The organism is Trichocoleus sp. FACHB-90 (genome assembly GCF_014695505.1).
In the GTDB taxonomy this organism is placed as follows: Bacteria; Cyanobacteriota; Cyanobacteriia; order Cyanobacteriales; family FACHB-T130; genus Funiculus; species Funiculus sociatus.
Window position 1 is genome coordinate 142,153 of the sequence record NZ_JACJOK010000078.1, and the last position, 15,634, is coordinate 157,786.

Consider the following 15,634-nt stretch of genomic DNA (forward strand, 5'->3'; position numbering starts at 1 on the left):
CGCCCCAACTCCCCTTTTTGATTTGGAAATTAGCCCCCAATTTACTTTTGGATTGGGGGGAGCTAACGAGAGCCTTTTTACGGTTGAATGCTATTAACCGCTGCTTGAACCTTCTGGACGACTGGCGCGGGAAGAGGCACGTATCCCAGTTCCTCGCTGTATTTTTGCCCCTCAGTTAAGCTCCAGTTGAGAACGTTCTTTAAGGCTTGTGCCTTTTGGGGGTCTTCATAGGTTTTGTAAGCCATGATCCAGGTATAGGTAACAATTGGGTAAGAATTGTCCCCTTCTGGATCGGTGATGGAAACCTGCAAGTCTGCTGGTAGAGTTGCTGCGGCTAGAGTGTTGGCAGCAGCTTCGCCACTGGGATCAATAAACTTGCCTGCTTTATTTTCCAAAGCTGCTACAGGTATATTTTGTTGCTTGGCATAGCCGTACTCAACGTACCCGATTGCGCCTTCGCTTTGTAGCAGCTGGGCGGTGACACCTTCGTTACCTTTAGCACCAACTCCCACAGGCCAGTTGACAGTTTTACCTGCGCCGGGACCGCCTTTCCAATCTGGACTAATTGCACTCAGGTGGTTTGTGAAGACGGCGGTGGTGCCACTACCATCAGAGCGATGTATAACCGTAATTGGTCTGTCTGGTAATGTCAATCCAGGATTGGCTTGGGCAATTCTGGGGTCATTCCAAGTCTTAATTTTGCCCAAGAAAATATCGGTGTAAACTGCGCGTGGTAGCTTCAGCCCTTTGACATCAGGAAGATTGTATGCTAAGACAATGCTTCCAGCTGTCATAGGTAACAGTACAGCACCTTTGGCAACCTTGGCGATTTCCTCTTGCTTCATGCCTGTATCGCTGGCTCCAAAGTCCACAGTTCCCTGGGTGAACTGTTCTACCCCAGCGCCACTGCCAACGGATTGATAGCTGACTTGGACGTTGGGATTTTGCTTGTTGTACTCAGAAAACCACCGCTGATATAAAGGAGCGGGGAAACTAGCACCAGCACCAGTGAGGCTGGCATTGCCACCGCCGCCCCCACCAGCGTTGGCGACAGGAGCAGGGCTACCACCAGTTGCTGCTGGCGGGGAAGCTGGTGGGTTGTTTGAAGGACAACCACTCAAACTCATGGAGAGGGCGATCGCAGAAAATACAAAAGCCTTTCGTGTTGAACGCATTGAAGAAAACATACTAATCTTTGAGTTTTGGTAAAAGCTGACGCTGAATGATTGCCAAAATTTTTCGAGTGCATCTAAAAAAGGTGGTGATAACCTCTGGTGTACCACCGACGCACCAGTAGCGGATGAAAGCCGATCCCACACCCCACAAGAGTTATGTATTTACAAAACTCTTGATGCTCCCATTTTCCATCCCATGCTAGTTGTGCAAGGTTATGCAAAGGTAAATTATTGGTAATATCAAGGTTAAGCAATCAGGATGGGGATGATTAGAAGGCTTTAGCCAAGCGGATTGAGAAGTTTAAAGTAACCTCATAAACTTCCTAATCTCAGTCAATCTCTGATTTCTCGTTCCCAGCCGAAACTGGAAACGAGAAAAGTTGATACCAATCAATGAGAGGCAATCATCTAAAAGAAAAAAGGCAAAAATGAAAAATTCTTTTTTTGCCTTTTTTCTTTTTTTAGAACGTGAAGGTTGTCCGAATCGTTCCTACGTAGATGGAATCGTTGTTATCGTTGTGTTCTGGATTCAGAATCACGATCAGACCAGGGGTGATAGCGATGTTAGGAGTCACCCGCAAGCGATAGAAACCTTCTAGATGGTAAGAGGTATCGTTATCTTCACGACCAGTCACCTCGTTATCGGTAACTTTAGGTGGTATACCGAAGACAAAACCCAGCAGGTTGCCTCGTTTACCCAAGTCTGGGAAAGCCACGTTCACAGCAGCGTTAAAAATGTCTGCATTAGATCCTCGCGTTGCCGGGCCTGCGGGACTGGTTTCAGCAACGGCGTTGGTATAACCTACCCAACCGCCCAGGGAGAAGCGAGGACTGAGGCGCAGGTTGGCTTCCACACCGTAGGAATTGGATGTAGTAGCAACTCCACCACCAAAAGGCGTATTAGCAAAGCTACTGCCTGTACCTGCTGAGACGCTGACATCGTTATTACTGCCAGAATAGTAGCCGTGGACATAAGTTAGACCTAAGGAGAAGGCCTCACTAGGCTGGAAGGTCAACTGACCCAGAGCAGCATATGTACCGTCAAATAGACCGCGACCTTCGCCTGGGTCGTTGGAACGTCGGGCAAAGTAACCCCCAGACAAGGACAAGGCTTTGCTAATGCTGTAGTTGAAGGATGCGCCACCGCCGCCACCTGCGCCAGTTGGGTTCCCAGACCGATAGATGGGGTTGAAACGACCGAAGCGGGAGATGGAGCCACTGCCGCTGCTTTCAAAGTAGGGGTTGACGGTGGGGATAACCGTGTCGTTGAACTCACCCCTGACGGCATCAAGTTGAACAGTTAGTCTTTGACCGACGGGGAAGCGATAGTAAAGTTCGTCAACGGCAACGTCGTTGTTTTCATTATTGAGCGGGCCTGTTCCCTCAAATCCCAAGCGAGTCATGTTGGTGCCAGTTAGAGCCGAACCAAACGAGGGGATGTTGGCAGCTTCCAAGCGAGTTCTCAAGCGATCGCGTCCCGTGAAGCTGGTGTCAAAGTTCAGACGTACCCGGTTGGCTAAAATGGTATTTGCTTCTATATCCTGATCTGAATCAGGCTGACCAGAAGCTACAGCTCTGTCTTCGCCAAAGGCATCAGCAATTGCGAAGATAACTTCACCAGCCAGTTTGGTAGTGGTAGAAAACTGATTTTCTTCTAGGAAGTTGGTGCGAGCTTCCAGGTTGTCTACCCGCGTCCGCAGGGTTGCCAGTTCTGCCCCAAATTCATCAATCAACCGCTGAAGTGTTGCCAAATCTTCTTTGGTAACGAAATCTGCGGTGGAAGCGGCAATCAATTTTTCAATTTGCAGCAAACAAGCGTTTAATCCGGCGGCAAATTCAAACCGCGAAAGAGCGCGATTGCCACGATAGGTGCCATCGGGATAACCTGCAATACAACCGTAACGCTCAACTAGGCTTCGCAGTGCTTCATAAGCCCAGTCAGTCGGTTGCACGTCCCGCAACTGGGAAATGTTGGTTACTTGATCCATCGAATCAGAGGAACCAGTTTCACCGTTGTAGCGGTTGATTTGTTCTAAAACTTCTGTGTTTTGAGCTGCTGGAGCGCTATTTACGGGTGTTTGTGCCACGGTTGTGCTTTCTGCCACAACTGGCGCTGGACTTGCGTTTTCGGCTACTGGTGTCTCAGCTACCGGAGCAATATTGATATTTTGTTGGGCAGCTAGTTGCTCAATTTGGGGCTGCTGAGTTTCTTGGGCAACAGGCGCGATCGCAATTTCCTTTAACTGTTCCTGAGCCGCTTCGCTCGACTGAACAATCGTTTCTTGTGTATCAGCTGCTTCACTCTCGGCAGCTGGTGCCATTGGAGCGATCGCGTTTTCGGCGGCAGGTTTCTGGGCGGCGAGGGTGCTAGTTGCAATTAATAAAGATGCACCCAATAAGGCTGGCCCCAGTTTTAGAGCATTCCAGACAAAATTAAACATTAGTTCTTCCTCACACCTAACTGGACTCACCGAGAACGTTCCGGATTTAATGGAACACTTCTGAGAACGTTTCACAAAATTTTACCTTACCACCAAACTTGTTACACGTCTGTTTTCAGGATTACACTGTTCACCTCCTCCCTATCCCCCATTTTACGGTTGCTCCTAGTAATTATTAAGTCGGCTCATACTGAGGTAATCGGTTGAGAATCCGACCGACGAATGGCAACCACCGCAGGCTTGGGCGGGTCATTGGCATTTTTCCCAGGCCAGTTAGAGCCTATTGGCACTGCCCGATTTTGGATGAAATCTTGACCATCTACAGTTTTCATGGCAAATTGACGAGTTTCTGTAGCCTGGTTTTTGCGAATGCCATTGGCTTCGCCTGGGTGTTGCACCGCGAGGAACAATGTCTGCTGGTCGCGGGTAAAAAATGGCCCAGTTGTTTCGCACTCCATTGGCCCCATACCGAACAAGTACGCCTTACCTGCATTCTCTCCAGTTGTGGGAATAAACCAGATGGAGTTGTTGCCAAATAGCCCTTGTAAGTTAGTTTCTTCAAGCGGCTTACCCTCAGCATCGGCGCGGCTGAGAACGGCTTTGTTGTGTTGGGAGGTGGACATATCTGTAACCATCCAAACATTACCGTCTGGAGCAATCAAGAGGTTGTCTGGATTGGAAAAACCCATTCCTCCAAGAGCAGGTTCGCCTCCTGTGGCTAACATCTGCCAGCGGAAGCTTTTCGCCCCTGGCTCGTTGCCATCTTCAATTAGGTGCATAACCCAGCCATACTCATAAGGTATTTCTCCCTTTGGCCCCTTGAAGATGCGCTTGTCTGGCCCGCCGTCGCCGCCGGGGGAACCGGAGGTAAAGGAGATGTAAAGCGAACCATCTGGCGCAATTTCTGTGTCTTCTGGGCGGGCGGTACAGGTTGCCCCAACAGCATTGGCGGCATAATGGGCATCAATTAGAATTGCCCCTTGTTTCTCTTCTGGGTTGCCAGTGTAGAGGTCATTTAGCGTCTTGAACTGCTGTTTGAAACTGATGCTGAGTTCATCTTTATCAGCTTTGAAGTAGCCAGCAGAGGGGCTGGGGGCTGGGGGCTGGGGACTGGGGACTGGGGACTTAGTCTTATCAGTTTCTCCCTCTGTTTGCCTCTTGTCTCCCCCGTTTCTTTGGGGTAAGGGAATCATCTCCCCAGCGATGTTGCTAGGCAAATCTGGATCGATGGGGGTGTTTGGGGAAAGGGGAATCCAACGCCCTGAACCGTCTGGGTTAAATTTAGCGGCGTAAAGCATTCCCTGTTTTAGTAGCTGGGAATTGGCTTTGTCTTGGGGATTGTTAACAACGTCTTGGCTGACGAATTTGTAGATATGTCCGCCACGGCGATCGCATCCTGAATAAAATGCCAGTGGTTTAAGAGTCTCAACTCGCACCCCCACCGCTTCATGGCGATAGCGTCCTAACCAAGTGTGTTTAGTACCGTAATCTTTGGGATTTGCTGGATCTACTTCCACAATCCAGCCATATTTGTTCCCAGCTAATCCGAATACATTACCCTGACCAGACACTTCCTCGTCGTCAATAGTCACGGTGCGCTCTTTGGGGGCGAAAGCTGTACCATCGGCATACACTGGTTCCGGCACCTGCACCTGAAAATTTTCTTCCCCACTCAGCACCGTACCCCAAGGCGTTGTTCCGCCAGCACAGTTGCCAAAGGTGCCAATTATGCGATCGCCTAATCCATCTACATAGCCCATCCCCTGCTTTTTGCGAAACACAGCCGCAGCAGGCCCGGTGGCTTTCAGATACCGACCATCTTCTAAACCAGAAATCCCACTAATCCGTCGGTCAGATGGGGAATTTGTCCGCACCCATTTCCCGTTAGCATCTTTGCGAATGGAAATTACACCCATTCCCTGGTCTATCAGAGCTTCCTTGACAATCTCTCTGATTTGTGCCTTTGTCGGGTTATTATCTGGCAAAGCATAAGCATTAATTCCATCCTTCCCAGCTTCTTGAAGCGCCGCTTGTACCTGGGACAAAGGTAGAGGCTTACCAATTACCTGCTGATATGTTTCTAACCAGGGAATCGCACTAATGTACTCAAAATTGACAGTGAGATACCCTTCATCTTTGCCCGTCTCGACGAAAGATAAATAGTCGTTATTATAGCCAAAGCGAGAATCCCCTACTTTGTCGCCCCAAGCAGCAACAACATCATAAGTAAAGCCTTCCGGCAACACCAAGTCATCTACCACTTCATACGTCGTGTAATCTGCGATTTGCTTGGTTAATTCTAGGTTGTCAGTTGCCAAGGGCATTGTTCCCTTAACTGGTTTGAAACCTAGTTTCTTTACTCCTTGGTTAAATTCTGCTAAAAACGGGAAATTTTTTCCACAAGATTTGAGAGACCCCAAGGTGACGACACCGACACTCCCTCCCAAGAAAAGCAAGAAATCTCTGCGCCTGAGCTTCATTAACTGAATGTGTGGGTTACGGCAACTATCTTAGGACTAATATGATGCGTCTTCAATATTGACACCACATTTTATATGGGCAAGTTTAGTAGTAAGTTAGCATCTGGTAATCTTCAGGTTAAGCCATGACTCATTCTCATTCCCAGGCTGCGGACTGGGAATGAAGAAGAGGAAGCTCCGCGTCCGGCTGCAAACCAAGGCACCTCAGACAAACAACTTTAAGAGCGAGTACCAGTAACAATATATGCCACTCGTTGCCCAATATTAGTAGCATGATCTGCCATCCGTTCTAGGTGACGAATCACCAACACCATTAGCAGAATTGGCTCAATCACCCCTTTGATATCCCGCTGAAAGGCTAAGGTCTGATAAACGGTTTCGTAGGCGGTATCAACGGCATCGTCCTGCTGCTTGATAGCCTTCCCCGCGGCGGCATCCAAATCTGCCAGTGCCACTAAACTCGACGCTAACATGGCTTGGGCATGATGAGCCATAGCTTCAATCTCAGGCAGACAAGAATGAGGCGGATAAGGAAAGAGTTTAACGGCAATCTCTCCTAAGTCTTTGGCATAATCACCAATTCGTTCCAAGTCTCGCACCAGTTGCATATAGGCACTTAGCTGGCGCAAATCCTGTGCTACTGGGGATTCCAAAGTCATGAGAGTAGAACAATCTAGTTCGATTTGGCGATAAAAGCGGTCAATTTCTTTATCTAGCAAGGGAATTTCCCTTGCAGCCTCCAGGTTGCGAGAAAATAAAGCTTGGTGCGCCAGACGAAAGGAGTTTTCTACTAAGGCTCCCATCCGCAAAACATCTCTTGCTAAGCTCCTGGTTTTTCGCTCGAATTGGATACGTTCTGAATTGCCGTGTTTAGAGGAAAGATTTACCACAGCTGCTAGTGAGGAAAAAAGGACAGTTATCTCTACATTACAATGGCTGAAATTTTTTAATTTGGCTGTATGTCTATAGACTTTAATAAATACTATCTAAAGATAGATGTAAATTTTAAGTACAAGTATCAAAAACTACATTTAATACAGAAATGATTTGACTGTGCTAGGAATTTAAGGCTTATTTCCTGAGTGGAAGTGGCTAACTTGGAATGGCAATCGGGGATTAAGACAAAGGCAATTCTATGTGTAACCATGCGCCGCCTGTTTCTGAATGATTTCTGGCTTTGACCAAACCGCCATGCGCCAAGATGATTTGACGCACGATCGCTAAACCTAAACCGCTGCCAGTCGTTACCCGCGCTGGCAAATCTTCCGAAGTTCCAGACAACTCGTGGTGTCGCCGCCTAGAGGGATCTCCTTGATAAAGTCGCTCAAAAATATGGGGCAAATCGGACTCTGGGAAGCCGGTGCCAAAGTCAATTATATTAATTTGCACTGAGTGGGGGGCATCCTCTGTCGGAAGGAGATTTACTTCAATGTGGATGGTGCCTTGGTCGGGGCTGTATTTAATGCTGTTGTCGAGTAAGTTGAGAAAAACTTGGGTGAGGCGGGAAGAGTCGGCTTTTAGGTAAAGGGTATGGGGGCCAAAATATTTCAGGCTCAGTTGCTTTTTTCGCGCTAATGGCTCTAGGGTTTCCCAGGCAGAATGAATTAAGCTTTGCAGTTCTACTGATTTGAGAGAAAGATGTTTGCTGGGGTCTTGCTCTAGCTGACTCAGTTCTAGCCAATCCTGTACTAGGTTAATCAACCGATTAACTTCTGGCAGGAGGCGGTCAACCCACTGACGCTCTTTGTCTTGCTGCAAGCGTTTCTGTAAGGTTTCGATTACTAAACGAATGGAGGTGAGGGGGGTTCTGAGTTCGTGGGCGAGATCGCTTACCCAGCGATCGCGTGCTTGGGAAAGTTCTACCAGAGGTTGCCGATTTTCCAGAAATACTCCCACTTGCCCGTTTGGTAAAGGCCAACTGGATGCTCGTAAGGTGAGACTACGCATTTCAGCAATTATCGCCGCATCCGCGCAGTCTGGATGAAAAACCCACTCTTGCTCACCAGGTTTTTGCTGATGACGAGTTTGCTCAATCAGATGGTCGAGTTCATAGGAACGTACTAACTCCAGCAGCAAGCGCACCTGTCCTGGTTCCCATCGGTGAAGCTGTAACAATAGCCGCGCTTGCTCGTTACACCAAATTAGCTGGTTTTCTTCATCAACCTGAAGATATCCCAAAGGGGCAACTTGCAGAATTTGTTGATCGATTTTCAGTTGGGTTTCTAGCTCAACACAATGCTGGTTAGAGAGGGAGATTCCTCGCCGCAGTAGAGACAGTAGCGGTAAGGACACCCCCTCTGCTCCTGAGGGCAGCAACCGCAGAATTTGCTCCAACTGTCGGTAGAGCTTGTTTTGCCGCCAGTGCCAATATCCTATTCCTAAAGCCAGCCCCAGGAAAAATGCCAGAAGGGTCATAAAAAAGTTTTGAATTATGAGTTTTGAATTTTGAATTAAAGCAATTAGTTTAATCGTAAAGCTTAATTTCCGATTAACCCTCCCTTATACATTTCGGTTAGGTATCAGATATTACAGAAATCTCTGAATCATGACAATTACGATCAGCTAATGCCTACTTTCTATTCAAAACTCAAAACTCAAAACTCAACACTTTTTCAGCCAAAGCGATAGCCAAAGCCGCGTATTGTAATGATGTATTCTGGGTGGCTGGGGTCGCGTTCTAATTTTTCTCGCAACCAGCGAATATGAACATCAACTGTTTTACTATCGCCAACAAAATCGGGGCCCCACACCTGATCGATCAAATGCTCACGCGACCAAACTCGGCGAGGATAACTCATGAATAAGTCCAGCAGTCGAAACTCCTTTGGCGAAAGGTTAACCTCCTCTCCCCGAACAACTACGCGGCACTCTTGAGGATAAAGTGTGACATCCTTAAATTGCAGCACTGGGGCTTGGGGCAAATTGCCCAGGCGTTGGCGGCGCAACAAGGCACGACACCGCGCCACCAATTCGCGCATACTGAAGGGCTTCGTTAGGTAGTCATCGGCTCCTACTTCTAAGCCTAAAACGCGGTCAGTTTCGCTAGCTTTGGCACTGAGAATCAGAATCGGTACTGGGTTGCCTTGATAACGCAACAAACGGCATAAATCCAGCCCATTGACTTGCGGGAGCATTAAATCGAGAATGACCAAATCAAACGGGAAGTCTATACTAGCCGGGTATTCACTCTGAAGAAAGTTTAAAGCGTTACGTCCGTCGGCGGCTGTGACTACCTCGTAGCCTTCTTCTTCTAGAGCCAAAACTAACATTTCTCGGATGAGATCCTCATCTTCAACAACCAGAACTTTACTGGTTCGCCCTAGTTCTGGACTAGAAGCACTCTTCGGTAGGTCTAGAGAAAGCATAATAGGGAAACTAGAGAGTATATTTCCATCCTCATTCATACAATAAAATCGCTGCCCTAAGGATTTATCTTCTGGTATACAATTCCACAACCTAGCTAGGATAGAGTCGATGCGCTATTAATTGAGGCATCTGGCGATCCTGACGAGAGAGAAAGCACTCCTTACCCTATATGCTGCTGCACTTAAGTACCTGGACTGAAGTAGAAGCTTATTTAGTCAGCTCTACCGGAATTATTTTACCGATTGGTTCGACAGAGCAACACGGGCCTACTGGGTTGATTGGGACGGATGCGATTTGTGCCGAAGCGATCGCTCGTGGTGTGGGAGAATCTATCAGCGCAATTGTTGGCCCTACCATCAATGTTGGTATGGCTTTGCACCACACAGCTTTTCCCGGTACGATTAGCTTGCGCCCCAGCACAATGATTCAGGTGATTCAAGAATATATTACTTGTTTAGCTAAAGCTGGTTTTACCAAGTTTTTCTTTATTAATGGTCATGGTGGCAATATTGCGACGCTGAAGGCTGCTTTCGCTGAGACTTATGCTCATTTAGCGGACTTAAATCTTCCCAATGCCCACTTAGTAAAGTGTCAAGTAGGTAACTGGTTCATGTGCGGATCGGTCTACAAACTGGCAAAAGAATTATACGGCGACCAAGAAGGCTCTCACGCTACGCCTAGTGAAGTTGCTGTAACTCAATATGTCTATCCACAAGCGATTAAGCAAGCACCTCTTGCAGCGGAAGTTAATTCTGGATACAAAATTTATGGTGCTGCTGACTTCCGAGTGCGTTATCCTGATGGGCGCATGGGTTCTAATCCTGCTTTGGCGACACCCGAACACGGCAAGCAGTTTTATGAATTAGCTGTGAAGGAACTCAGCAATGGGTATTTAGAATTTTTGAATGCGGAATAAGAGTTGTAGTTGTAGGGAATGGAAGTCACCCTCGCACGGGGGTGCGTGGCGTTTGAAGTAAAAACCCAACAAATATTAAAGATGATTGGGGTTCCCTAATTCGCACAGGCCCAACAGACAATCAACTTGAACTAACACTAATCAATATTGTCCACAAGACAATAAAAGCGAGTATAGCCATGCCTATACTCAGCCCCCCTCCTAACAATATTCCCAAAATAGAACCTACAACCGTCAACAGCAGGAACCCAGAAAATACTAAGCGGCGGGTTCGGCGGCTAATTTTGATCTGGTTTGGGAAAACAAATTCACTCTGTGTGTTAAAACTCTTACTTAGGGATGATGCTTCTTGAGAGTTGTACATAATTTTTATAAACACAAGTCTATTTATCAAATACTACATAGCGTACCTATAAATTTCTAGTAGTTATACGGAATCTTCATCAAAAAAAGGCACTTATTTTTATACAAGCAAGGTAAATATACTGACAAAATAAGCTTGTTTCCTTAGCTGAAGCGGTTTCTATAGGTACTAACACAGAAATAATTGCGTGAAGATTGTATGAAGTTCTAGTATTTGTTCTGATGACGGTTTTTGAACCTATGAGATGAGCATACAGCTATGTGAAAACAATCGGAGAGGCGACGGGCTTATCGCGGGTATGGAAAAGTAAAGTTTTATGACGGTGGGTATGCGATCGCGACAGGCTGACGCACGATGAGTTTCAAAGACGCGATCGCGATTAAATCATTACCGTTAATTACTAGCTCTCATTCGTTTAAAAACTAAACGAGAAATTCTAGGAAAAATTTTCCCATCATTAGCATAAGTGTCATCGTTACCAAAAACAGCCAGAACATAAGCTGTTTCGCCATCTTTCGTCACCACAAAAGCTACCTCTTGCCGTGAATTGGAAGTCCAGCCAGCTTTGGAAGCGAACTTTACATCAGCCTTAGTTAAAGACTCGCCAAAAAAACCTCGTATAGGGTTAAAATCACCAGGATCTTGCCACTGTTTTTTCCAAACTTCCGGACGCAAATCTCGTATTAGCCATCCGCACATTTTTTCGCTTGCTGCTGGTGAAACAGCCTCTCCAGTCGCGCAAATTTCGTAAATAAGTCTGGCGGCGTGGTCTGTTGTTATTTGATTGCGGATAGGATTTTGCGGATCTCCTCGCATCTGCAAATCGATACCTTTCGGTTCTGGAAGTTTTAGGTAATAAACGGGATAAGTCTTTTGGTTGATATTGATGTTCTCATAGCCTGCGGCTTGAAAAAATCTGTTAACTTGTTGACGTTTATTTAGCCAAACTTGAAATTCTGCTTCTGATTTTCTTGAACCAGATTCGGTGTTGGTTATACTGTCAAGAATGAAACTAGCCGCCTGGTTATCAGAATCCTGAACCATTTTAGATATATATATATTAAAATCACCCTCATTTTCCCAAATGCTGTTTTCTATTTGAGCATAAGCAACCGTCATCCAAAACATTTTAATCACGCTGGCAGGATATCGCAATTGATCTTGTCTATATCCGGCAATTTCTTTACGCTTTACATCTATTAAGGTGATAGATAAAGGTTTCTTAGGAAAATCCCTAGCAGCAACAAGTCTCACAATTCCATCAACAATTTCTTGCAATCTGGCGCTTTGCTGAAAGCTTGGTGGGGACGTGAGGTTATAGACAACTTCGGAATTTTCTCGTCCTGGTAAACGCGAGGGAACTGGTTGTGAGGCTGCTTGAGGTAAGTCTGAAAATATCGGTGGGGAAGGAGGTAAATACAGCGTTTGTGGCACAGTTGGGGATGGTTCGACAGATGGCCTTGTCGGACGCTGAATTATTAGGCGAGTGACAAATAATCCTAGAGTTGTGAAGATTGTAGCAACTGCGATCGCTAGTAAGATAAATTGCAGACAAGAAAGTTTAACCCGGCGTTTAGATACGCGCCTCTTAGGAGTTTTACCTGAAGCTTGTCTTGGTTTAGGCTTTCGGTTGGGCGAACTTGGCGGTGGAACCCGCTTTCTTTTAAGTTTGTTCTGTTGTTGCTTTTCGCGCTTTTTTAAGTAATCAATTTGTTTTTTTAGTTGCACATTCTGCAACCGTAAATTTTCAATTACTTGATAAGTATGGTCAAGTTCTGCCTCCAGTTCGGCAATCTCTTCGTCAATCTCATCCCATCCTGGTGGCGGTTTTGGACGCACTATCTACACCCTTTACAATTTTGGATCTTGAAGCAATTTTTGAGTAAATTAATTACCGAAATATGGCGTGGTTTCGGAGGCTTGTTCATACGGCAATCCGATTTATAGGGATATTAATGAACCGCAGAGGCGCAGAGGCGCCGAGGGAGAGAAAAAAGAGAGTTTCATAAATGGAGGGAAATTGCTATACCTTGTTTTAGAATTTGATTATATGATTTAGCTCGTTAATAATTTATCAGTGCGAGTATTAGAAAACGTTAGCATTTTTTTATTTTACTCAAATTTTAATATAAAGAAGATTTGGCTAAAGTATGAAAAAAATTTTATTCAGGCGTATAAAGATTTGAAATATTCAATTTTTCATCTAGGGAAACGCCATAAGTTTATCTAACTATCTTCTTCGCGATTGTCGAAAAGTGCCTTTAATGGCGCACGGGTTCCGACAAAGACAGGAATAACATTCTTAATATCTGTGTCCAAATGAATAATGCCTCTATAGGATAATACTTCTTCAATTTTCATAAGCAAAAACACTCTGATGTTTCAACTATGGTGGCAGCTTAAAAATGCAGATATCATGGATAAATATCTTAAGCCTAACCAGTAAAGAATAACAACTAACAACTACTTGAAATGATCCGCAAACCCGGCAAGCCAACCGTTGTCAGCACAAGTCCCTTCATAGTTCTAAATAATAAAGGGCAGATCAAACGTTTTGAACTGAAGGAAAATCAACATTTCCTGGGCCGCGACCCTGAACGGGCCGATTTGGTGCTTCCTGATGACTGGGGAGTAATCTCTGGTTGTCACGCTGTGTTACGTAAGGAAGGGGATGACTACCGCATCCATGACGGGGATGGTTACAAGCGCAGTACCAATGGGCTGTTTTTCAATCACACGCGGATAACACCAACTGAAGGGCATCGCCTGGAAAACGCCACTGAAATTCATATTGGACAGAATCCCCAAAACTTAATTCAGTTGCGATATTTTAATCCTTCCAGTTCTCAGACAGCAACGCAACCCCTGCTGCGTTCTATCTCCCTAAAAAATCAGTCGGTGGAACTAGGTCGCGAACCCTCCGGTAATGCCATTTTGCAATTGGATGCGCCGATAGTTTCTCGTCGCCACGCCGCCATTGATGCTGATGCTCAGGGGCGCTATATTTTGCAAGATCATAGTCAAAATGGTGTGTTTGTAAATGGGCAAAAAGTGACAGGTTCGGCAGTGCTACAACCGGGTGCCATGATTCGGATTGGGCCGTTTACCCTGGTGTTGCGCGGTGATGATTTGATGATACTCGACCAAGGCGATAAAATTCGCCTTGATGCTGAGAATCTGGTAATAAAAGGGCGGCTGGATGACATTTCTCTGGCAATTGAACCGCGACAATTTGTGGCTTTGGTGGGCGGAAGTGGAACTGGGAAATCTACGTTGCTGAAGGCGCTGTTAGGGATTGAGGAGACGGCTAGCGGCGCGGTTTATCTCAATGGGGATAATTTGCAAAAGGACTTTAATATTTATCGCACCCAAATTGGGTATGTGCCTCAAGATGACATTTTGCACCGGGATTTAACGGTGGCGGAAGTGCTTTCTTATGCAGCATCGTTGCGATTACCGCCAGATACGGATGTGGAACAGGTGGTAGAAAAAACGCTTAAAGATATTGAAATGTCTCATTGGCGGGATGGGCTAATAAAAAATCTCAGCGGCGGTCAGCGGAAGCGAGTCAGTATTGGGGTAGAACTTTTAGCTGATCCAAAGTTGTTTTTCTTGGATGAACCGACTTCTGGACTTGATCCTGGTTTGGATAAGAAGATGATGCAGCTGTTGCGGAAATTGGCTTTGGAGGGACGCACGATTATTCTAGTTACTCATGCAACGGCGAATATTAAAATATGCGATCGCATTATCTTTCTCGGTCGCGGCGGACGGCTTTGTTACTTTGGTTCTCCTAATGACGCGCTAAAGTTTTTTGGGATTACAACTGGCGATTTTGCCGATATTTATACTCAGTTGGAGAAGGAAACGGACGCAGAAACAGAGGCAACTGTCAAGCAGATTTCGGTAAATTTTCACAAATCTCCTGATTATCAAAATTATATCGGCAATTACATCGGTGGTGGAACTCAGGTTATACAACAAAACGATGAAACGCCGAAGAAAGTTAATATTTCTCCTTTTAAGCAGCTGGCTATATTAAGCGATCGCTATTTTAAGCTGGTCAGACGCGATCGCATCTATCTAGGATTATCCCTTTTAACTGCTCCCATCGGTATTGCCTTGATTCCTTTGGCAATTCAAGGTAAAAATCCCCTCGTTTTAGGTAGCGAATCTGACCCAAGTCTCGCACCTTTAGCATTGCGAGTATTATTTGTCTTTACCTGTGCCGCTATTTGGGTTGGGCTTTCCAGTTCCTTGCAAGAAATTGTGAAAGAAGCGGCTATTTACATGAGAGAAAGATTGGTAAATTTAGGAGTAATTCCCTATCTCGGTTCTAAAATATTCATACTTTCGGGGCTTGCCTTACTCCAAAGTTTGTTAATGTCACTGGTAATTTTAATATTTTTTAAATCTCCTACTCCTGAGTTAATTCCGTGGGCTGTCGGACTTGCAACTACTACTTTTCTTACTCTTGTCACTAGCATGAGTTTGGGTTTACTTGTCTCAGCTATTGTAAAAAATAGCAGTCAAGCCAATAGTGCTTTACCTCTACTTTTATTACCTCAAATTATATTTTCCGGTGTCTTATTTAAGATGGAAGGCTTCGCCAGTAAATTATCATGGCTAATGTTAAGCCGCTGGTCTGTTGGCGCTTATGGTTCTTTGGTAAATATTAATGCTATGGTTCCCGACCCAATTTATTTACCTAATGGTACGCTGGCTCCAATGCCGTTTGAAAGGACACCAATTTACGCTGCAACATGGGATAATTTGGGTTTAAATTGGGGTATCTTGTTGCTGCACGCTTTAGTTTATTTAATAGTAACTTGGTGGTTACAAAAGCGAAAAGATATTTTTTAATTATCAATCAATTCTGGCGCCATAGAAGT

Annotated in this window: 10 protein-coding genes; 2 read left to right on the forward strand and 8 right to left on the reverse strand. The window is 45.5% G+C overall.

Annotated elements, in window-relative coordinates; all coding sequences use genetic code 11:
• Positions 1–77: 77 nt before the first annotated feature.
• The 6 genes from pstS to H6F74_RS23220 form a co-directional block, all read right to left on the reverse strand.
• Positions 78–1,175 (reverse strand): phosphate ABC transporter substrate-binding protein PstS, encoded by a 1,098-nt coding sequence (gene pstS / locus H6F74_RS23195; RefSeq protein WP_242022328.1) that lies wholly within the window; start codon positions 1,173–1,175, stop codon positions 78–80.
• 461 nt (positions 1,176–1,636) lie between these two features.
• Entirely contained in the window at positions 1,637–3,616 is a 1,980-nt protein-coding gene (locus tag H6F74_RS23200; protein WP_190444504.1) for an iron uptake porin, read from the reverse strand.
• A gap of 185 nt (positions 3,617–3,801) precedes the next feature.
• Complete coding sequence (locus H6F74_RS23205; RefSeq protein ID WP_190444505.1) at positions 3,802–6,096, reverse strand: alkaline phosphatase PhoX; 2,295 nt, start codon at positions 6,094–6,096, stop codon at positions 3,802–3,804.
• Positions 6,097–6,314: 218 nt separating this feature from the next.
• Positions 6,315–6,986 carry a phosphate signaling complex protein PhoU gene (gene phoU / locus H6F74_RS23210; RefSeq protein WP_347269547.1) on the reverse strand — a complete coding sequence of 224 codons (672 nt, stop codon included), beginning with the start codon at positions 6,984–6,986 and terminating at the stop codon, positions 6,315–6,317.
• A gap of 226 nt (positions 6,987–7,212) precedes the next feature.
• Positions 7,213–8,511, reverse strand: coding sequence for a HAMP domain-containing sensor histidine kinase (locus H6F74_RS23215; RefSeq protein WP_190444506.1), 1,299 nt, complete (start codon positions 8,509–8,511; stop codon positions 7,213–7,215).
• Between the two features lie 197 nt (positions 8,512–8,708).
• Positions 8,709–9,461, reverse strand: a complete 753-nt coding sequence (locus tag H6F74_RS23220; protein ID WP_190444507.1) for a response regulator transcription factor — start codon at positions 9,459–9,461, stop codon at positions 8,709–8,711.
• Positions 9,462–9,631: 170 nt separating this feature from the next.
• On the opposite strand from H6F74_RS23220, the gene H6F74_RS23225 reads away from it, so the two are divergent.
• The gene (locus H6F74_RS23225; RefSeq protein WP_190444508.1) at positions 9,632–10,378 is read left to right on the forward strand and encodes a creatininase family protein; all 747 of its coding nucleotides are present in this window, start codon (positions 9,632–9,634) and stop codon (positions 10,376–10,378) included.
• Positions 10,379–11,135: 757 nt separating this feature from the next.
• Here the strand turns inward: H6F74_RS23225 and H6F74_RS31165 are convergent.
• Entirely contained in the window at positions 11,136–12,581 is a 1,446-nt protein-coding gene (locus H6F74_RS31165) for a serine hydrolase (protein WP_199301542.1), read from the reverse strand.
• A 387-nt stretch (positions 12,582–12,968) separates the two neighbouring features.
• On the reverse strand, positions 12,969–13,103 hold the full coding sequence (locus H6F74_RS30680; RefSeq protein ID WP_277875851.1) for a hypothetical protein: 135 nt from the start codon (positions 13,101–13,103) through the stop codon (positions 12,969–12,971).
• A 111-nt stretch (positions 13,104–13,214) separates the two neighbouring features.
• Here H6F74_RS30680 and H6F74_RS23235 point away from each other — a divergent pair, with 111 nt between their 5' ends.
• Positions 13,215–15,605, forward strand: a complete 2,391-nt coding sequence (locus tag H6F74_RS23235; RefSeq protein ID WP_190444509.1) for an ATP-binding cassette domain-containing protein — start codon at positions 13,215–13,217, stop codon at positions 15,603–15,605.
• Positions 15,606–15,634: the final 29 nt, after the last annotated feature.